The organism is Xenorhabdus bakwenae (genome assembly GCF_030272115.1).
Taxonomy (GTDB): Bacteria; Pseudomonadota; Gammaproteobacteria; order Enterobacterales; family Enterobacteriaceae; genus Xenorhabdus; species Xenorhabdus bakwenae.
Genome location: NZ_CP119194.1, coordinates 1,179,689 through 1,199,897, shown reverse-complemented (window position 1 = coordinate 1,199,897; position 20,209 = coordinate 1,179,689). Strand labels below are relative to the sequence as shown.

The window sequence follows — 20,209 nt, the reverse complement described above, 5'->3', positions numbered from 1 at the left end:
GAAATGGAATGCATTTATGGAACAACTATGAATAAAAATAATTTACTTACTTTAATGCTTTCATTACTGCTTCATGCCGGTGTGTTTTCGTTATTATTTGCATCAACTCAGCAGGTAGATTACAAGTCTCAATCACTCAATCATATGTCATTTTCACCTATATTGTTAACAGCCGAGAGTAAATTTAAGGAATTTAACGAGATTAACCATAAAAAAGACACTTTATTCAGTGAAGATCCAACTTTAGAAAACGTTGATATTGATAATATAGAAGAAGCTGAAATTCAGATGAAAAAGAAACCAAAACAAACACAAGGAAATAAGGTTAATAAAGATATTACAGAGGATAAACTTGTAAGGGAAACTAAAAGGATAAATAAAATCCGTGAGAGCCAAAAAATATCCGCTATTGAAAACAAACGTGATGAATTTGAAAACTCAGATTCTTCTGCAACTGACAATGCGAAAAACCCACAGTTTAACTCTCGGTCTGGTAATATTGACCCTAGCGCAATAGATCTTTACAGAGAGAATTTACGCAAAGAAATTGCGAAACACACCAAATATCCTAATCTAATAAAGAAAATTGAAGGTCTCGTTGAGGTTAGATTTTTAGTAACGCCAACAGGTGAAATAAAATCACCTACTTTAATAAAAAGTTCAGGTAACCGAAAATTAGATAAAGAGGCATTAATAGCTGTTATTCATAGTCAATCTGTGGGAGTACCACCAGAGGGATTTGAAAATACAGTGACTTTTTATATAGAGTTTTTAAAATAAGTTCCGGGCAGATGCCCATTTAGTTGGCAGTATTCGCTACTGGCAACCATTTTTGAGTACCTACAGCACCCTACAGAATATTGTGATAAAGATCAACCACGCGAGGCTTAGTCTGCTTGCGTACAGTCTCCAGCAATGGCCTTATTTGCTCGAACTATTCCCGTCTCAGATCACGTGGCTATTTTTTTCTCATCCTCATGTTGTACAACTTATTCAGAGAGCGTAAACATGCTCTTAAAAGAATGCGGGGAATCAATCACATTTCAACTATCTCAATATTGTCGTAAGGGAAATTATTTGCCAATGTTTCTGTTAACAAGTTGACACGGGTTATCTTTTAGTTCTGTAAACAAAATTTAAAAGCGGTGAAGGAGTGGCATGAAAATGAAATGTTTCGATTATGCAACATTACCAAGAGTGCAATGGTCTGGAGGGGAAGGCGAAACTAGGGATATTGTTTGCTGGCCTGTGTCTGATGATTTCGCCTGGCGAGCGTGTTTTACGACGATCCATCAAAGTGGGATATTAGGGCAATTCCCTGATATTGAATGCTCAATCATTTTATTAGAAGGAAAGGGCGTCCGCTTGACCAGTCCGGGCTTTTTGGAACACGAATTGGTAAAAAAGATGACGCCATTTAATTTTTCAGGTGATATTTTGACCCATGAGGAATTATTGGATGGTCCTGTACAGTGTTTCAATATCATGACTCGCCGTTCATGTTGGGCTTCTGAGATTTCAGTGATTTCTGATGAACGTTTACTGCCAACGTCACACAGTGGTGTACTTTATGTTTTAAAAGGGCGCTGGGAAATGACAGGGGCGAATTGTGTCCAGCTTGCTTTTGGTCAAGGTGCATGGTGGTTACCAGATATACGAGAAGGGGTAATTAAGCCATTGATTGTGGATAGCAAGCTTTTGTGGGTTGATTTACGCCCGATTGGGTGAATGGGATACTCATTGAAAATTAATACAATAAGCGGCCTGCTTTATAGTGGGCCGCTTAGTTTTATGTGCTCAAAACCAATGGTTTCAAGTTTTAGTTAAAAAAATTTAACCTAAAAAAATGAAAAATAGCTAAAAGCGTATAATCTTAAACTATAGACATATAACGATAAAAGTAATATATCCAAGATATTATTATTTCTGTTATTAATAGTTAAATAAATTATCTCTGCTGGTTTTGGATCGCTATCAAAATAACAGAAGTAGTGAAAACTTAATTTACACTCTGGTAAGGTCATTAATAATTATGAAAAAAATCTTGAGAGCGACTCCACTATTGGCTTTTTCTTTTGGAGTCATGGCAGAACCTGCTCTATCACAATTAGATTGGTACGATGGTAATGTATCTTTTGCATTTGGGCTTGGTTGGCTAAAAGGAGAATCTAACGAACATCTTTATGGATATACTAAGGATCAAAAATACAAAAGTAGCCAATTGAATTGGAAAATTGGCGATGCTCTGATTGCCAGAGGCAAAGTTTCCTGGGATCTCCTTGACAGGCTAACCATGAATGCGGGTGGTTGGGTCAAATTATCGTCACGTGATAGCAAAATGGTTGATTACGACTGGCTGGATGTAAACCAGAGTCATTGGACTCATTGGTCATCCAGCCCTGATACTTCTCTAAACGATGCCAATGAATTTGATTTAAATGCCGCAGGTTGGTTGATTAAACAATTTAATTATAAATTGGGGGCGGTATTAGGTTATCAGGAAACGCGTTTTAGTTGGACGGCTTATGGCGGTAATTATGTCTATGATAATGGCGCTGATATCGGAGAATTTCCTGCGGGGGTGGCCGGAGTTGGCTATAAACAAAAATATAGCCTGCCCTATATTGGATTAACTGGACAGTACCGCTATCAGGATTTTGAATTTAGCCTTTTACTAAAATATAGCCCGTGGGTAAAAGCCTGGGGTAACGATGAGCACTATATGCGTCGTTTAACCTTTCCTCAGCGATCTGATAAAGTGCGTTATTTTGGTGCCAGTATAGATGCCGGTTATTATTTAACTCAAAATACGAAGGTATATACGGCGTTTACCTGGAACAAATATCGTGAAGGTAAAGGTCAAACGAAGCTCATCTATTATGATACTGGCTACACCGAAGATTTAGGTTATAATTCTGGCGGAATTGAAAACCGAAACTACAGTATCGATCTTGGATTACAGTACCATTTTTAATTTTCTTATGATGATATCACTGACAGTTACCGTTTTTTCGGTATCTGTCAGTTTAAAAAGCATTGTCGGTGCCAAGTCCGACTAATTATTCCGTACTAGATCACACCTAAAATTTGATTCAGGTACATGTTAATATGTCACTTGATCAATTTCAGGTTGCAATCCGCAGAACGACGCAAGGCCTTATATTTCCCCGCGCAGCGGGGAAATATAACACGCATCTTGAAGGTTGGATGGGTATAGGATAATGCCATTATTGGATGGGGAACTATCAATTATCTATATATTTCGGCAGTTCCATTTAAATTATTTTGACCAACAGCAGAAGTGATTCGAAAATATTTTGCTCCAGCCTCATCAGCCTTTTTGGATAATTTATCAGTGAGTGCATCCAAAGTTTCTGCTCCTGTTACAGAAATAACGCCAATCTTCTCTCCTACAGCTGATCTGACCTCAATTGCGGCCGATGAGCCAAATGAAATAGCGCTTAATACAAATAATAAAGTAATGTATCTTGAATTTTTCATTTTGAAATCCTATGTTAATTTTCAGTTTGCGAAAAATCTATATAGTATTTTATAAATTTGACAGAAACGTCAGGTTTTTACTACAAAATCTAAAGTTAGCTTTAGGTCAAGAGATATAGAGAAAAATATAAACATATTAATTTGAGAGCATAAAATTTGAGAATAGAATATAAATTAATAGTGGTTACCGATTATTAATCTGTAACCATTTTTCCGCATCAAGCACAGCCATACACTCAGAACCCGCAGAAGTAATGGCCTGATGATATTTGCCATCAGCAACATCTCCAGCGGCAAATACACCAGAGAACGTATGGTTAACCCGGTTGCAATGATTATACTCTCTGCCTGATATTTATTTTTCTCACCGAAGGCTACAATAAAAGAAAGACCCGCTCTGGCGACATATATCGCCGTAATATATCCCGCAGGGCCTGTTCCTATAATTAGCACTTTCGTATAAAAAGACATTAAATGCTCCTTGTTTTATCCGTAAATGATAATCCTGGGATCTAAAGCGGGATTAACAAAATAAATCAGCCCAATAATTTACTGAATTAATTCAGACAGGGCTACAAATTTTGAGAAACCAGACTCTTAAATTGTGATAGTGAAACAACGCCAATCAGAGAATCTACGGGTTTTCCATCTTTATAAACTAATGTCGTGGGTATACTGCGAATACCATATTTTACGGCAATATTCTGAAAATCATCGATATTAACCTCTCCAAAAGTGGCGTTCTCTTTCATGTCGTTTGATAATTGGCTGAATGTAGGAGCAACGGCAAGGCAAGGCCCACACCACGGTGCCCAGAACCGGACAACACAAACCCCTTTCGTATTGATAACACTATCAAAATTCGCTTCGGTTAGTTCAATTAATGTACTCATATTGGATCCTTAATCAGGATTATGCATACGGTTATGGTTATCTTAGAATACCTGATATCACATAGTCAATTATTATATTGAATGTTATTTTAATTTAATGTGTCTTGAACAAGACATATCGCATCAGGTGCCAATGAATTGCTGAGAAATCACATGCGCTCAGGGATAAAAAGCGGCGAATGTTAAAAAAAATCATGATTTTCAATGAGGTTTGTCATGGGGTCAGACAACGGGTATCACTAACATTTTACTTTATTTACATAATAATCAAGCAGGATCGGAATAAGAGCGGTCATTGCCAGTAGTGCGCTCACCCAACCAATAGAAGCTAAACCATAACCGGCATTGATAGCTAACCCGGCAAGTAAAGGGGCCAATGTAATCCCAAGCTGAAAGGCCGAGACGTTGGTTGCTCCGGCTAATGTGGGGGCACCATCGGCAATGGTATAAACTCGATTCATGACCGCAGGATTGACGACGAAGCCAAATATACCGAGCAAAAATACCAGGCAAATGGTGATAATCAAATTTTCGGCTAAAAAGGCTAATGCAACAGAGATCAGCATAACGCCTAATGTGCCAATAATCAGCGTTCTGAAAGGGTATTTATCAGTTGTACGGCCACCAATAGTGAGTCCGAAAAAAGCCCCGATACCAAACAGGGAGAGAACCGCCGGAAGCCAGGTGACGGTCAGTTTGCTGGTATCAATAAGCAGCGCTCCTAAATAGCCGAAGATTGCCATATAAGCAGCGGTTGTCAGGATTGTCGTACCATAAGCCACCCATAATCCGGGACGGGCCATCGTTTTTAATTCAATATGTAATGCGGGAGACTGCCCCTGTTGTATGTCGGGCAGCATAAACCACAAGACAATCGCGGTAATCAACGTGACCACGGCAATCACCCAAAACCCCGCTCGCCATCCGGCAATATCACTGATCATGGTGCCAAGCGGCCCTCCAATCACCATTGCCATACTTAACCCACTCACCACAATGGACAGTGCTCTTGCTGTGTGCTCCTTGGTGACCAAATTAACCGCTGTCGTTGCCGCGACCGCCCAAAATCCGGCATAAGCCACGCCTCCCACAATACGGCTAACTAATAATGACCAATAACCTTGTGAAAGCATTCCGGCGGCAGTGGCGGCAATAAATAACGCCTGACTGATCAATAACGTTGTGCGTTTGGGCCAGTGTAGTGTTGCCACTGCCATAGGGGGAGCTCCAAGTAAAACCCCTACTGCGAAAGCGGAAATTAACGTTCCTGTCAGCGGTAAAGAAATTTGTAAGTCCTCAGCAATTTTTGGTAACACACCTGAGATCAAAAATTCAGAGCTTCCCATCGCAAACAGGCTGATTCCTAAGAGGTAAACTACCACCGGAATACGCGATTGAGTAACATTTGAAATGGCCATCATGGACTCCATAGTGATTGACTTTAAGTATATTACATTATTATCATTCAATTTATAAATTGAATTTTTAATATCTATATCAACCCAGCTTCAAGATGCGTGTCGCCTTTCTTAGAAATTACACTTATTAGGCGAATCCAAGAAACCTATTAATAAATGTAAGGAGCATTTATGGGAATTCGTGAACATTTTAAGCGATTACTCTATGAAACACCGGACGATGCTAATGCAATTGAATATCTTCAATCTTGGTGGACATGGGCAAAAATACGTGGCATTACAAATAGGATTGATGAGTTATTACAAAAAACAGGTGTGCCAAAATTTGAAAGAGTTGGCGTTATTCTGGAAAATCGTCCTGAACATATTGCGGTTCTTTTGAAACTCTTGGAGAGCAAGCAGACTATAGTTGTATTAAACCCTTTAAAATTGGCACAAAAATTATTAGAAGATGTCAAGCAATTAAATATCAAGGTGATTATAGTCGGAGCGACATTATTTCAAGATAAAAGATTACTGAGCAAAATAATGATGAATACTGTGATTTTTGAATTAAATCATAGTGGGGAAATTTATTCTATTGGGAGGAAATTACACACAAATAATATAACTGCTTCTGATATTGCCATTGAAATATTAACGTCAGGCACAACGGGAATACCTAAACAAATAAAATTAAGCTATAAAGAAATAGAAAACTCTCTTATAGCAAGCGGGCAAACACCCAGGAACAATCAATTATTAATTGATTCAGTCTCATTAGTGTCAATGCCAATTTTTCACATCTCTGGTCTATGGGGAGTATTAAGCGCTCTATATACCGGAAGAAAAATAGTATTAATGCCTAAATTTGTGTTAGAACCTTGGGTTGAAGCCATCGAGCGCCACAAAATACGAGCAACATTTCTTGTACCTGCTGCTTTGCATGATTTACAAAGCGCCAATATTGATCCGGCTAAAATTAATTCATTAAAGATAATTACCTCTGGCTCAACCTATTGTCCCACTAAATTAATTGATCAAATTCTGGCTCTTTACGGAATACGAGTGTTAATGTCCTATGGCGCAACTGAATTTGCGGGTGCTGTTGCAGGCTGGAATTACGAATTACATAGGGAATGGTGGACCTTAAAATCAGGTAGTGCAGGTAAAGCATACCCCGGTATAAAGCTTCGAATTACCAACGAATTTGGTCACGAACTTCCCATTGGACAAGCCGGTTTCTTAGAAGTTTGCCCGGAAGGAAGGATCTCAGAGGAGAATAAGTGCCGGTGGAGCCGTACCAGTGATTTAGCGAATATTGATGATGATGGTTTTCTCTGGATATTAGGGCGAGCCGATAACATGATTATACGAGGTGGATTTAAAATCCAGCCTGAGAAAATAAAGAATTTACTGGAAACTCACCCTTGGGTTAATGAGGCCGCAATAGTAGGCGTTCCCGATGTTAGGCTTAATACTATTCCTGTCGCCGTTATCGAAACCAATTCAAATAAATATTCAAAAGTCAATGAGTTAGTTAGCCTGTGTCATAAAGAATTATTGCCTTATGAAATACCGAAACATTTTCTTACCATAGATAAATTACCTAAAACGGCAGTAGGAAAAATAAATCATACTGAACTTTTAACGTTTATTAATAATAACTTAAGAAATTAAGTTATCGTTAAAAATAATTAGCCAGGAAATAATAAATAATGAACTCATCAGAGAAAAAGATAATCTTTATAAATAAGTCAAATGATTTTACAGTTAAAAAAGCCACACGTCAGGATTGGGAGTGTGTCGTTCAATGGGGGAATAAAGAAGGTTGGAATATTGGTTACCATGACGCAGATTGTATGTATTCAGTGGATAATGATGGGCTTTTCATTGGATGGCTTGGTGATCAGGCTGTTGCGGCTGTTTCTCTCATCAATCACTCAGAACAGTATGCGATATGGGGTAACTATTTAGTTAATAATGAGTTTAGGGGAAAAGGATATGGAAAAGCGGTATGTAAAGTTGCGAGATCCCATTCAGGTAATCGGGATATCGGTTCAAATGCAATGCCTCACATGGTTTCTAATTATACAAGGTCAGGGTTAAAGCCTATTTATAATATCGTTCACTATACGGGAAAACTAAAAAAAATAGCATCAGAAAATATAAAAGAAATATCTATCGTTAAACCCCATCATATTGACAATATCATAAAATATGACGGTCTGTTTTTTCCAACATTACGGCAAAAATTTCTAAACAGTTGGTTATCTTTCCCTGGACATACCTCATATTTAAAAACGGTTAATGGAGACATTTATGGTTATGGTGTGATTCGGCCTTTGCCCGATGGTTTCCGTATTGGGCCATTAGTCGCAAGAACGCCAGCCGATGCGGAGGAGTTATTTAACACATTAACTTCAGGCTTGCCGGAAAACACAAAAATCTCTATTTTCTTACCTGAATATGTACATGGATCATTTTTTTCTTTTTTAAGAAAAAAGAGAGTTATTTGAACAATATCATGTTGTTTATATGCACAATGGTAGTTTTAAAATGAATATGCCAAATGATATGTATGGTATTGCTAATTTAGACTTAGGGTAATTTTGTAAGCTAGCTACCATATTTCAAGTTGCCATCAATAATACGGAAAGAAGACTTATCTCTCTCCGCGATACGGGGGAGAGATAACATGCTCTGTGAAGTTAAATTGGTATCGGTAAAAAATCTTTCTTTTGCAAATAAGCCAAATAAGTATCAAGTAAATCATAACGTAACTTTGGCAATGTCATATCAATCATCCCCGTTGCTTCTTTTGTTTTTGTATGGTGGAATTTATCTATTTCCTGCCAGAGACTTAATAACTTATCATAGGAGTCTTCTACACCATAGAGTGGCAAGAAACGGGACAGAGCATTACTTTTACCGCTGGAAAGTAATTTTTTTTGCCATTGATAATATTCTACTAGTTCTATATTAAACCCGCAGTTATTTAGCCAGATAATAATATCGTTCCAATTTATCAGACCTTCATAATTAAATAAATTAAGGACATTGCCGGTTTCAATGGTATATTTAGTTAACGCCATGATGGATACGGTATAATCAATAGGGGTGAAATTCATAAGACCAGGAAAAATAGGAGCGTAACCTAACTGAATACAGCTCTTCATGAAAAGCATAAATTGATTATCAGCAAAGGGTGCCTCTCCCGTTTTACTGTGCCCTGAAATATAACCCAAACGAAATATGTTTGCTTTACCCCCTTTTTTTACGAAACTTTCCAACAGGCGTTCAGCTTCCCATTTAGAAATTAAGTATCCCATTTCAGAATTGAGCATGGTGTCTCCGGGAAAATCCTCCACAATATTCCCGTATTCATCCGTTTTAGAGGCGGCTGAAAGCGTAGAGGCATAATTTATCACTTTCTTTTTACCTGTGTTAGCCATAGTAATCATGTCATTGACACTATCAACATTAGGCGCTTTTAGTACGTCATAGGGACGCACGTGATTCACTCGTGCGGCTATGTGATAAATAACATCGACTTCATTGCACAATTCTTGAAAATCTGAATGGTTAATTCCACACTGGGGTAAAGTAATGTCTCCTTCTATAACTTTAATATTTTTTGCGGACTTTAAGTAGTGAATACCTTCTATAGAAAATTTTTTATAGGCTTCTTCTACACGAGATAATTTGTTTTCATCATCAACGGTTCTGCATAATAAATAAATTGTGCCTATTTCTTCTTTCTGCAAAAAAAAGTCCAAAAGATGTGAGCCAATAAAACCGGTTGCACCCGTTAATAAAACGTTATATTTTACTTTTATCATCCTAATTACCTTTATAGAATATTTACTAGTGAAATTGTGTTTTTATACCTATTTGTTATGAAGATTCAATTATTTAATTGAGTTAAATTTATGTCAATGCTTGTTTTTTGATAAAAGGTGAATAAAAAAGGCTGAAAAACAAAAAATAATACCTTGCTGATATAGTTTCAATGCAATTTATTATTAATTTTATAATTAAATTATGTAACTATTTTGTTTGTTATTAATAACAAGATAAAAGGTTATTGACTTGACTTCATATTCAATATAATAATTGATTGTTTGAGGGCGGGTTATTTGAGATCGTTATTTCCATGTGTATACCCACCACTTTTCAAGATACAGCGTGCAAGACGACGCGAAGCGTTATTACTCCCTACGAAACGGAGAGTGATAACACGCATCTCGAAGTTGAATTGGTATATGACTAAGGATTGAGAGAGATGATGAATAAGACAATTGTTGTTGGTCTAGGAATAGTTTTATTGGCGCTAATCGGGTTCTTCGTTTATGTCCAGCAGGGTTCTGACCGGAATAATTCAGGAAATATCGACTACCCTCCAGTAAAAGTGGCTCTGGCAGAAGTAAAAAAAACCACTTTAGTAAAAGCATTATATGGCGTCGGAGAACTTGAAGCTGAGCGACAAGTTCATCTGGCGGCAGAAACCAGTGGCAGGGTCGTCAAAATTGAATTTGAATCGGGTCAATATGTAGAAAAAGGGCAATTATTGGTGCAAATCAACGATGCGGTTGAAAAGGCAGATCTTGCCCGCCTAAAGGCGCAATGGAGAAATACGGAGCGGTTATATCAACGTACCAATAAATTATTTACCAGTAAGGTCGTTTCCACATCAGAATTGGATAAGGCATTAGCAGAACGCGATATGGCATCAGCGGCCATTCGTCAAACAGAAGCACTGATTGCCCAAAAAAATATTCGGGCACCTTTTTCAGGGGTGATGGGAATAAGGCAAATACACGAGGGACAATACCTGAATGCCGGAGATGCGATTGCCACTTTGGTGGATGCTAACAATCTGAAACTCAATTTTTCTCTGAATGAACAGACAAGCCCAGAATTGCATGTCGGGCAGTCCGTTAACCTACAGGTTGATGCGTATCCGAATCAAAATTTCCCCGCCACCGTCAATGCGATAGATCCGTTGATTGGTAATTCCCGCACGGTGCAAGTACAGGCTCGGCTGAATAATGCCGGCGGAAAACTGAAAGCCGGCATGTATGCCAACATTCAGGTTATGCGCCAGAATAACCAGCCAGCGCTGGTTATCCCGGAAACTGCCGTCACCTATACCGCCTATGGTGACACCGTTTTTGTTACTCAACTGACGGAGCAGGAGGAAAATCAAGCAGGCAAGCCGGTCACTTCGCAGGGAATGACCGTAAAACGGGTTTCGGTTGACGTTGGCCAGCGTTGGGATGGCTTGGTTGAAATCAAAAAAGGGTTGTCTCAGGGGGAGCAGGTCGTCACATCAGGACAAATGAAATTAACGGATGGGACAGCAGTTGTTGCCATTGCCGTCGATACGCTGAAGGCAGCGGAATCAGCGGCTACGGATTCTTGATGGAGGCGGAAAAATGACTTTTACCGATCTTTTCGTTCGTCGTCCGGTACTCGCATTGGTGGTGAGCACATTGATTCTGTTACTGGGCGTGTTTGCCGTGAGCAAACTTAACATTCGGCAGTATCCACAACTAGAAAGCTCAACCATCACCATTACAACGACCTATCCGGGGGCATCCGCCGATCTGATGCAAGGGTTTGTCACCCAACCAATTGCACAAGCCGTCTCTTCTGTCGAAGGGGTGGATTATCTATCTTCGTCTTCTGTACAGGGTAGGAGTGTTGTCACTGTCCGTATGGAATTGAACCGTAATTCAACCCAAGCCCTGGCACAAGTCATGGCCAAGGTCAATCAGGTCAGGTACAAGCTGCCGAAAGAAGCTTATGATCCCGTCATTGAACTTTCATCGGGAGAATCCACGGCTGTGGCTTATGTTGGATTTTCCAGTGATACTCTGTCGGCATCGGCACTGACTGATTACCTCTCCCGCGTGGTTGAACCCATGTATTCGTCGATTGAGGGCGTTTCAAAAATCGAAATTTTTGGCGGGCAGAAACTCTCCATGCGCCTGTGGCTGGATGTGGACAAGCTGGCAGGGCGTGGATTGACGGCCGCCGATGTTGCCGCCGCCGTCAGGCAGAATAACTATCAGGCGGCACCGGGTAAAGTCAAAGGGGAGTTTGTTATTTCAAATATCCATGTGAATACTGATCTGACCAGTATCGAGGATTTTCGTGATCTCGTTATTCGCAATGACGGCAATGCATTAGTCCGTCTGAAAGATGTTGCCACTGTGGAGTTAGGTTCTGCCACAACAGACAGCAGCGGTATATACAATGATAAAATGGCGGTGTATCTGGCGTTATTTTCCACCCCAACGGGAAACCCGCTAGTGATTGTTGATGGCATCAATAAGCTGTTTCCCGATATCCGGAAAACTCTTCCACCCGGTGTGGAAGTAGAGTTGTCATTTGATACTGCTCGTTTTATTAATGCTTCAATTAAAGAAGTCGTACATACCTTACTGGAAGCACTAATCATTGTAATTACCGTGATTTTCTTCTGTTTAGGCTCATTACGTAGCGTACTGATCCCAATTGTCGCCATTCCTTTATCGATGTTGGGCGCGGCAGGACTCATGCTGGCCTTTGGTTTTAGCATTAATTTATTGACGCTATTGGCAATGGTGTTAGCTATCGGGTTGGTGGTGGATGATGCTATTGTCGTTGTTGAAAACGTTCACCGCCATATTGAAGAAGGGAAACCACCAGTTATTGCCGCGTTAATCGGTGCAAGAGAAGTGGCAGGACCGGTCATTGCGATGACGATTACACTGGCTGCTGTTTATGCGCCGATTGGCTTAATGTCAGGGCTGACGGGAGCACTGTTTAAAGAGTTTGCGCTGACATTAGCCGGTTCCGTTATCGTGTCTGGCGTGGTGGCGTTAACGTTATCCCCAGTGATGAGTTCTTTTTTACTTCATTCTAAACAGAATGAGGGGCGAATTGCTCGGTCGGCTGAGGTTTTTTTCGAAAAATTGGCGCATTATTATTCTCTCATACTCAATGTTTCATTGCGCTACCGTTGGGTCATGGGCGGGTTTGTCTTACTAGTTGTGATCAGTTTGCCTTTGCTGTATCAACATGCTCGGCAGGAGTTGGCCCCCTCGGAAGACCAAGCAGTGGTGCTGGCCGCCATCAAATCTCCGCAATATGCTAATTTGGATTATGCAGAACTTTTTGCTCATAAACTGAGTGGCATCTTCCGTGAAATCCCAGAGGCGGTCGAAACATGGATTGTCAATGGTACTGATGGGCCTTCGGCCAGTTTTGGTGGAGTGAATTTATCGGCATGGGATGAACGTAAGCGCTCAGCGGCAGAGATTCAGGCGCAATTGCAAAGTGAGGTCAATGATGTTGAGGGAAGCAGTGTCTTTATCTTCCAGCTCCCCCCATTGCCAGGTTCTACGGGAGGCTTGCCGATTCAAATGGTACTCCGCAGTGTTGAAGATTACCCTGCGCTATACCGGACGATGGAAGAGATCAAACAACGTGCGCGTGAAAGTGGGCTGTTTGTTGTTGTGGACAGCGATCTGGATTACAACAATCCTGTGGTACAAGTGCAGATTGATCGTGCCAAAGCCAATAGCTTAGGGATAAGAATGCAGGATATTGGCGAATCTCTCGCGGTGCTGGTCGGGGAAAACTACATCAACCGGTTTAGTATGCAGGGCCGCTCTTATGATGTTATTCCGCAAAGTATCAGTCGTCAGCGATTAACGCCGGAAGCATTGTCTCACCATTATGTCAGGACGGAAGACCAAAAAATGATCCCGCTTTCGACCCTCGTTTCTGTCTCGACAAGAGTCGAACCCAACAAGCTGACCCAATTTAACCAACAGAATGCGGCTATTTTTCAGGCTATTCCCGCCCCTGGGGTCACATTAGGGCAAGCAGTAGATCTTCTTGAGGGTATTGCGGGTGATCTGCCGGCAGGTTACAGCCATGACTGGCAATCAGACTCCCGCCAATATAAGCAGGAAGGGAACGCATTGGCTCTGACGTTTCTGGCCGCATTGGTGATCATCTATCTGGTATTGGCAGCGCAATATGAAAGCCTGGTTGACCCGTTGATTATCCTTATCACCGTACCACTTTCAATTTGTGGTGCCCTGATACCGTTGGCGATGGGTTATATCACCCTGAATATTTATACCCAGATTGGTCTGGTGACATTAATCGGGCTTATCAGTAAACACGGTATCCTGATGGTGGAGTTTGCCAATAAATTGCAGGAAAGTGAGGGGCTGGATAAACGTTCTGCCATCGTACAGGCGGCGAAAATTCGCCTTCGTCCGGTATTGATGACAACGGCAGCGATGGTGATTGGTTTGATCCCATTGCTATTTGCAAGTGGAGCCGGTGCCAACAGTCGTTTTGGTATTGGGCTTGTGATCGTCACCGGAATGTTGGTGGGGACGTTTTTCACCTTGTTTGTGTTGCCGACGATATACGTATTTTTGGCGAGAAATCACACAGCAGCAGCGGTAACACCGAGAAAACAGCTATTGAATAAAGCAGATGAGATACTGAACTCAAAACATTAACCTGCTGCCAATATCTCCCCGCAGAGCGGGGAGATATCTTATTTATAATTTAGGTTGTTTCTTCATTTCAATAATACACTCCCTACTGCCGGTTAGGGAAAGTTTCAAGTCTTGTATATTGGTGATTGTCAGGCCAGCGTGTTCTGCGATCGATTGAAATTCAGACTGATATCGTGCTTTACCTGACAACATAATATCCATATATAGATCAAATGATGCAGCATCTGAAATGTTGGGTTCTTTAACCATCTCAATAATATATAAAACAGAGTTTTCACTCATTGCATCATGGCAATTTTTCAGAATATTAATCGCCCGATTATCCGGCCAATTATGCAAGACATTTTTTAAACAATAGGCATCATATCCGGATGGAATAGTAGAAAAGAAATCTCCATTGATAAATGTAATTCCTTCTGACTCATTTCGGGTGAAATCATATTGATCCATGACATGACATTGAATATCAGGGTAGTGAATTTTTATATTTTTTGCCAAAGAGCCTAACCCTCCACCTATATCAATAATTGAAGAAATCCCATTTAAAGAGATAGAGTTAATAATATATTTACTCATTACCTCAGACATTTTTGCCATTAAATTATCAAAGTCCATTTTGTGGGAATGGTTTTCCTCATGACTGAAATAATCATAAAGGGGTTCATTATGATAAAGCTCAAAGGCAGATTTACTGTTCGTTTCAGTTAAGGATGCGCTGTATTGTGACCAGGCGTTCCAGATTGCTGGGTTTAGCTCGAATTTTATATGCGTTGTTTTAAAACTGTTTGGATTACTGAGTGATAAGCATGGCTCAGTAAGGTAAAACTTATCCTCTTTTTTTCTAACACTTTAAGGGATTGCATATAGTTACATAACCGTTCGATTTTATCTTGTGGAATATTGCATAATTGGGCAAGTTCTTTCACCGTTCTCCCTGCTTGGTTATTTAAGTATAAAGGTGCTTTGCTCTCTACAAAGGCAAATAGTGCTGCCGATTTGCGATAAGCTACCGTCAGTTCAAATAACATTATTTATTTTCCTTATTCAAATTTTATCAATAGGGTCGAAAAATATTTTTTACCGAAAATTTTATTTTGCGAATTCATTAGTATGAAAAAATTCAATTACGAAATATTGTTAACTATCTGGTTACGCTATATTTTTAGCTTACATCATTCTATACAGGGCGGGATTCCACTTTAATTAAAAATTAATCATTAGTCAGGTATTGATAATTTTATACATTCAATACGATATCATTGATAGATTCCTATCTCTGGTCTGTATGTTTATTGAAAGAAAAGAGTGTTACTTTTGCTCATGATAACCATATTAAAAATGTGAGATCTTGCCTATCATTCTATATGAACTGTTACCACTACATGGCATCAAATAATAGTATGAAATTGATAAACATTATAATGTAGTGATGTGATGGACGTCCCTTTTTCAGCAGCAAATAGTGCCATCTTTTTTTTCTGATGCACTGAATTTCGGGAGAACATCTCATGAATACGATTAAAGTCATTGACATTGACCTCGCCAAAAACGTTTTGCAAGTCTGTGTCTGGATGGAGGACGGTTCTGTCGCCTCGAACCGAAAAATTTCACGGCAAAAATAGTCAAAAAACAGACCAAAGCATTGATGAATATTTATACCGTCATCGCCGTTTGGTGGAAAATGCTATTGCTCGAATAAAACATTTTCGAGCAATAGCAACGAGATACGATAAATTTGAACGGAATTATGCCAGTATGGACTCTCCCGTAAAATGAGTATGCTATTCATTTTGGTACAATTGACGCCATGTGGGACGTCCATCTCATCAGATTAAGTCTGAATTACTAACATTGGCAAAGCAAGGTGAGATCACCGGACGGTTACACTATAAGGCCGGAAATCTGAGAGGAACCACGCCTCATCTCTCAATTCTCGCACAGTACCAAAAGCTAAGTGATTGGGATGCGTTCATTAATTCCAAGGATTGCGCGTTGGTGCACCATAAACAAGTGCTTCAGTCGTGCAGTTCGCACCAAATTCAGGTGTCGTAGATCGCCCGAAAAAATTAAATCCAGCCTTGCGAAGACGCAAGGTCTTATATTTCCCCGCATCTTGAAGTTAGCTTGGTATACAACATTACTTATCTGGTTCAAAGTTTGATGTTGAAAATTTGTGATAGGTGTTTTGTATATCTAAAAAATAGGCTGTCACTGATAGATTTTAAGTGAGAAAAGAGCACTGTATATATTGCAGAGGATAAAAAAATCAGGTTATTATAAATAAAATTAATATTAACGTTAAACTAATCTCAATTCGGTAGAACAGTCGAAATTTCTAACATTTCCTTAAACCAATCTGTTATTGACCCTTGAGGAGATAAATAATGGTTACTACACATCATGATATTCATCACTATAATATCCGCACTCGTTATGCAAATATATCGGTCATCGATACGGGCGGAAATGGATTGCCCGTTTTGTTAATTCATGGCAATTCAAGCTGTAAAGAAATATTTCGTCATCAAATTAACCAATTAAAAGGACAGTATCGGGTTTTGGCGTTAGATTTGCCAGGGCATGGTTCATCATCAAATGCCAGTGAACCACGTCAGGCCTATTCAATGCCGGGTTATGCACATACGGTCATTGAGGTACTGGAAAAAATAGGCATTAACAGAGTGGTGGTGTTTGGTTGGTCATTAGGTGGTCATATTGGGTTGGAAATGTTGGCGTTATTTCCTAAGATGATTGGCTTAATGATTTGCGGTACGCCGCCGGTATCCGCCGGTGCCGATAACGTGGCTCTGGGTTTCCGTCCTGGTTTGGGGCTTGCCGGCAAGGTGGAGTTTACTGAGGAAGATATCAAAATTTTTGTATCTGATACCTATGGTGTTAATGCTCCTCATGAACCTTTTATCATTGAAGCGGTGGTAAGAACAGAGGGATTGGCCCGGCAGTCTATGTTTGAGGCCTTTCTTTCTTCTCAGGCAACGGATCAAAAACTATTGGCCGAATCCAGTGAAATGCCATTGGCGATTGTTAATGGAGCAGATGATCCTTATATTAATTTTGATTATATTAATGGTCTGAATTACCTAACTCTTTGGAAAGGAAAGGTATTTAATTTGTCTGGTGTTGGTCATGCCCCGTTCTGGGAGGCACCGGAATTATTTAATCCTATCCTGGTCAAATTTCTTAAGGATTTTCAATGAAACTAAGTGTAATAATCCATTGATTATGATAAATAATAGAGGGAGACTTTTATTACCTATTTATTTAGTAAAACACGTAAAAGCGCTCCCACTATTATATTTTAAGGTGTCATCACTTCACTGTTATCTCTATTCTAACCTCAGTTTTTTACTGTAATAGCAAAATTCAGGCTAGAATATAATTCAATAAAAACAAGAATATCTTTGTTTTTCGTACAGTGTCATAACTAAGTTACAGTTATAAGCAAAAGCCTTTAGCGAGTTTAAGAGCGGTACCGCCATCAGGTATTATATTACATAAATTGTCACATGATTCCCGTACATCTGGATTAAACGCTTTACATAAAAACGCATTTGCGTTAGTTGTGATGATTGTTCCTACGAGTAATGAAAGCATACAAGCAGCTAATTTTCTTTTCATAATCTGTACCTCATAGAGTTAGGAATTAACATGAATAAAAACATAACGATAAATTATGTAGAAACGAAGTTGACGTTAGAACGAGGATTAATGTCAACATACTCATTTTTACAAGTGTTCTGTGTTTTTTGCTATTGATTTTTTTATTGTATTGATGTTCTATTTACATTTTTTTAACAATTTGTTTTTTATTATTTTATAGAAAAAATGATCACAAAAGAGATAAAAAAGCGTTTTGAATGGATTTATATATTTTAAATAACGTTAAGGGAATGTTTTATTTTATGTGTGATAATTATTAGGGTTATTTATTGTATTCGCGGCCAGATAAAAATTAAAATCCACGCGGTTGCGTGGATTTTATGTGGTTTCTCTGTCTACGTGAGTTTCAGTGGAACCTCATGAGATTACACAAGCGATTTAGACGTTAAACAAGAAATTCATCACATCGCCATCTTTAACGATATACTCTTTTCCTTCCGCACGCATTTTGCCCGCTTCTTTCGCGCCTTGTTCACCTTTGTAAGTGATAAAGTCTTCAAACGAAATAGTTTGAGCACGGATAAAGCCCTTTTCAAAATCAGTATGGATTTGACCTGCTGCTTGTGGGGCGGTTGCACCAACCGGGATCGTCCAGGCACGAACTTCTTTCACACCTGCGGTAAAGTAGGTTTGCAGATTCAGCAACTGGTAACCGGCACGAATGACACGGTTCAAACCCGGTTCTTCCAGACCTAACTCTGCCATAAATTCTTCGCGGTCAGCATCTTCCAACTCTGCGATATCGGCTTCAATCGCTGCACAAACAGGAACAACAACGGAACCTTCTTTTTCAGCAATGGCGCGGACGGTATTAAGGTGTGGATTATTTTCGAACCCATCTTCATTGACGTTGGCAATGTACATGGTCGGTTTCAAGGTCAGGAAGCTTAGATAGCGAATGATCGCTTTTTCTTCCGCACTCAGATTTAAAGCGCGTAGCATACCTGCTTGTTCAAGGTGTGGAAAGCATTTTTCTAAGACTTCCAGTTCTGCTTTAGCGTCCTTATCGCCACCCTTGGCTTTCTTCTGGATACGATGGATAGCACGCTCGCAGGTATCCAAATCCGACAGTGCCAGTTCTGTATTGATAATGTCAATATCAGAGGCAGGGTCAACCTGACCAGAAACGTGGATAATGTTGTCGTTTTCAAAGCAACGCACCACATGGCCAATCGCTTCTGTTTCACGGATGTTGGTCAGGAATTGGTTACCTAAACCTTCACCTTTTGATGCACCTTTTACCAGACCGGCAATATCTACGAATTCCATCGTGGTTGGCAGAATGCGTTGTGGTTTCACAATCTCAGCCAACTGTTCAAGACGCGGATCTGGCATCGGTACAACACCTGTGTTTGGCTCGATAGTGCAGAACGGGAAGTTTGCTGCTTCGATACCTGCTTTGGTCAGCGCATTGAATAATGTAGATTTCCCGACGTTAGGCAGGCCAACGATACCGCATTTGAATCCCATATATTTATCACCTTAAATCACTTATAAACCAACAAGAATAGGCTTGTCGGTGAGTTTACAAAATTGGCGCTATTATACACGCAATAGCCCGATGCGCCATGCACTCCCAGTCAAGCGCTGGCTTTAAAGGCATGCAGACGATTAATTGCCTTGTTCATGCCATCTTTAATCAGGATGTCAGTACAGCGCAACGCTTCATCTATGGCATCGTCAATCAGTTTTTGTTCGCTGACAGGCGGCTTGCCGAGGACAAAACCGACGACCTTGTTTTTATCGCCCGGATGACCAATACCGATACGCAGACGGTGGAAGTTAGGATTATTACCGAGTTTGTTCTGAATGTCTTTTAAGCCATTATGACCGCCATTGCTGCCACCGAGTTTCATTTTTGCCACTCCAGGCGGTAGATCCAGCTCGTCATGGGCCACCAGGATTTCATCCGGCAGAATACGATAAAATCCAGCAAGGGCAAGGACAGATTTACCGCTTAGATTCATGAAAGTGGTGGGGACCAGTAAACGAATATCCTGCCCATTCACGTTGATACGGGCGGTATAGCCAGAAAATTTACTCTCTTCTTTCAGGGATTGGTTATAGCGTTGTGCTAACAAATCAACAAACCATGCTCCGGCATTATGTCTGGTCTGTGCATATTCGGCTCCAGGGTTTGCCAGGCCAACGATTAATTTTATGTTACTCACGGTTTAATTTCGCTTATTGGCAATAGAACAAAAAGGAG

General features: G+C 40.0%; 19 protein-coding genes and 2 pseudogenes. 9 read left to right on the top strand and 12 right to left on the bottom strand.

Going from position 1 to position 20,209, the window contains the following annotated elements; translation table 11 throughout:
* Positions 1-27: 27 nt before the first annotated feature.
* Entirely contained in the window at positions 28-780 is a 753-nt protein-coding gene (locus tag PXH59_RS06610) for an energy transducer TonB (RefSeq protein WP_285810901.1), read from the top strand.
* Between the two features lie 63 nt (positions 781-843).
* Here PXH59_RS06610 and PXH59_RS06605 read toward each other — a convergent pair.
* Positions 844-925 (bottom strand): annotated as a pseudogene (locus PXH59_RS06605) (IS5/IS1182 family transposase); the annotation flags it as partial.
* 233 nt (positions 926-1,158) lie between these two features.
* Between PXH59_RS06605 and PXH59_RS06600 the strand changes: the two are divergent.
* On the top strand, positions 1,159-1,728 hold the full coding sequence (locus PXH59_RS06600; protein WP_047767195.1) for a HutD/Ves family protein: 570 nt from the start codon (positions 1,159-1,161) through the stop codon (positions 1,726-1,728).
* Positions 1,729-2,032: 304 nt separating this feature from the next.
* Entirely contained in the window at positions 2,033-2,974 is a 942-nt protein-coding gene (locus PXH59_RS06595; RefSeq protein ID WP_285810900.1) for an omptin family outer membrane protease, read from the top strand.
* A 275-nt stretch (positions 2,975-3,249) separates the two neighbouring features.
* On the opposite strand, the gene bhsA is transcribed toward PXH59_RS06595, so the two are convergent.
* From bhsA to PXH59_RS06575, 4 genes are all read right to left on the bottom strand, one after another.
* A complete protein-coding gene (bhsA, locus tag PXH59_RS06590) occupies positions 3,250-3,501 on the bottom strand; it encodes a multiple stress resistance protein BhsA (protein ID WP_047767192.1) in 252 nt (83 codons plus the stop codon).
* A gap of 174 nt (positions 3,502-3,675) precedes the next feature.
* Positions 3,676-3,972: a geranylgeranyl reductase family protein gene (locus PXH59_RS20205; protein WP_434223348.1), complete on the bottom strand. Its 297-nt coding sequence runs from the start codon at positions 3,970-3,972 to the stop codon at positions 3,676-3,678.
* 101 nt (positions 3,973-4,073) lie between these two features.
* Entirely contained in the window at positions 4,074-4,394 is a 321-nt protein-coding gene (gene trxA, locus PXH59_RS06580) for a thioredoxin (protein ID WP_047767188.1), read from the bottom strand.
* A gap of 239 nt (positions 4,395-4,633) precedes the next feature.
* A complete protein-coding gene (locus PXH59_RS06575) occupies positions 4,634-5,812 on the bottom strand; it encodes a Cmx/CmrA family chloramphenicol efflux MFS transporter (RefSeq protein WP_285810899.1) in 1,179 nt (392 codons plus the stop codon).
* Positions 5,813-5,983: 171 nt separating this feature from the next.
* Between PXH59_RS06575 and PXH59_RS06570 the strand changes: the two genes are divergently transcribed.
* Together PXH59_RS06570 and PXH59_RS06565 are read left to right on the top strand one after the other, a co-directional pair.
* Complete coding sequence (locus tag PXH59_RS06570) at positions 5,984-7,471, top strand: class I adenylate-forming enzyme family protein (RefSeq protein ID WP_285810898.1); 1,488 nt, start codon at positions 5,984-5,986, stop codon at positions 7,469-7,471.
* A 38-nt stretch (positions 7,472-7,509) separates the two neighbouring features.
* The gene (locus PXH59_RS06565; protein WP_285810897.1) at positions 7,510-8,310 is read left to right on the top strand and encodes a GNAT family N-acetyltransferase; all 801 of its coding nucleotides are present in this window, start codon (positions 7,510-7,512) and stop codon (positions 8,308-8,310) included.
* Positions 8,311-8,502: 192 nt separating this feature from the next.
* Here PXH59_RS06565 and PXH59_RS06560 read toward each other — a convergent pair whose 3' ends face one another.
* Entirely contained in the window at positions 8,503-9,633 is a 1,131-nt protein-coding gene (locus PXH59_RS06560; protein ID WP_285810896.1) for a thioester reductase domain-containing protein, read from the bottom strand.
* A gap of 446 nt (positions 9,634-10,079) precedes the next feature.
* On the opposite strand from PXH59_RS06560, the gene PXH59_RS06555 reads away from it, so the two are divergent.
* Complete coding sequence (locus PXH59_RS06555; protein ID WP_434223365.1) at positions 10,080-11,216, top strand: efflux RND transporter periplasmic adaptor subunit; 1,137 nt, start codon at positions 10,080-10,082, stop codon at positions 11,214-11,216.
* Between the two features lie 13 nt (positions 11,217-11,229).
* Complete coding sequence (locus PXH59_RS06550; protein WP_285810894.1) at positions 11,230-14,322, top strand: MexW/MexI family multidrug efflux RND transporter permease subunit; 3,093 nt, start codon at positions 11,230-11,232, stop codon at positions 14,320-14,322.
* 42 nt (positions 14,323-14,364) lie between these two features.
* Here PXH59_RS06550 and PXH59_RS06545 read toward each other — a convergent pair whose 3' ends face one another.
* Together PXH59_RS06545 and PXH59_RS06540 are read right to left on the bottom strand one after the other, a co-directional pair.
* Entirely contained in the window at positions 14,365-15,063 is a 699-nt protein-coding gene (locus PXH59_RS06545) for a methyltransferase (protein WP_285811665.1), read from the bottom strand.
* Between the two features lie 20 nt (positions 15,064-15,083).
* Entirely contained in the window at positions 15,084-15,350 is a 267-nt protein-coding gene (locus tag PXH59_RS06540; protein ID WP_285810893.1) for a hypothetical protein, read from the bottom strand.
* Positions 15,351-15,954: 604 nt separating this feature from the next.
* Here PXH59_RS06540 and PXH59_RS06530 point away from each other — a divergent pair.
* A pseudogene (locus PXH59_RS06530) lies at positions 15,955-16,098 on the top strand (IS5/IS1182 family transposase); the annotation flags it as partial.
* Positions 16,099-16,294: 196 nt separating this feature from the next.
* Here the strand turns inward: PXH59_RS06530 and PXH59_RS06525 are convergent.
* Positions 16,295-16,414, bottom strand: a complete 120-nt coding sequence (locus tag PXH59_RS06525; protein WP_285810892.1) for an amidase family protein — start codon at positions 16,412-16,414, stop codon at positions 16,295-16,297.
* Between the two features lie 292 nt (positions 16,415-16,706).
* Between PXH59_RS06525 and PXH59_RS06520 the strand changes: the two genes are divergently transcribed.
* Positions 16,707-17,537, top strand: a complete 831-nt coding sequence (locus PXH59_RS06520; protein WP_285810891.1) for an alpha/beta fold hydrolase — start codon at positions 16,707-16,709, stop codon at positions 17,535-17,537.
* Between the two features lie 238 nt (positions 17,538-17,775).
* Here PXH59_RS06520 and PXH59_RS06515 read toward each other — a convergent pair whose 3' ends face one another.
* The 3 genes from PXH59_RS06515 to pth all read right to left on the bottom strand — a co-directional run bounded on the left by PXH59_RS06515 (position 17,776) and on the right by pth (position 20,171).
* Complete coding sequence (locus tag PXH59_RS06515) at positions 17,776-17,958, bottom strand: hypothetical protein (RefSeq protein ID WP_152669758.1); 183 nt, start codon at positions 17,956-17,958, stop codon at positions 17,776-17,778.
* 420 nt (positions 17,959-18,378) lie between these two features.
* Complete coding sequence (ychF, locus tag PXH59_RS06510; RefSeq protein WP_285810890.1) at positions 18,379-19,470, bottom strand: redox-regulated ATPase YchF; 1,092 nt, start codon at positions 19,468-19,470, stop codon at positions 18,379-18,381.
* A gap of 110 nt (positions 19,471-19,580) precedes the next feature.
* The gene (gene pth, locus PXH59_RS06505) at positions 19,581-20,171 is read right to left on the bottom strand and encodes an aminoacyl-tRNA hydrolase (RefSeq protein WP_047767170.1); all 591 of its coding nucleotides are present in this window, start codon (positions 20,169-20,171) and stop codon (positions 19,581-19,583) included.
* Positions 20,172-20,209: the final 38 nt, after the last annotated feature.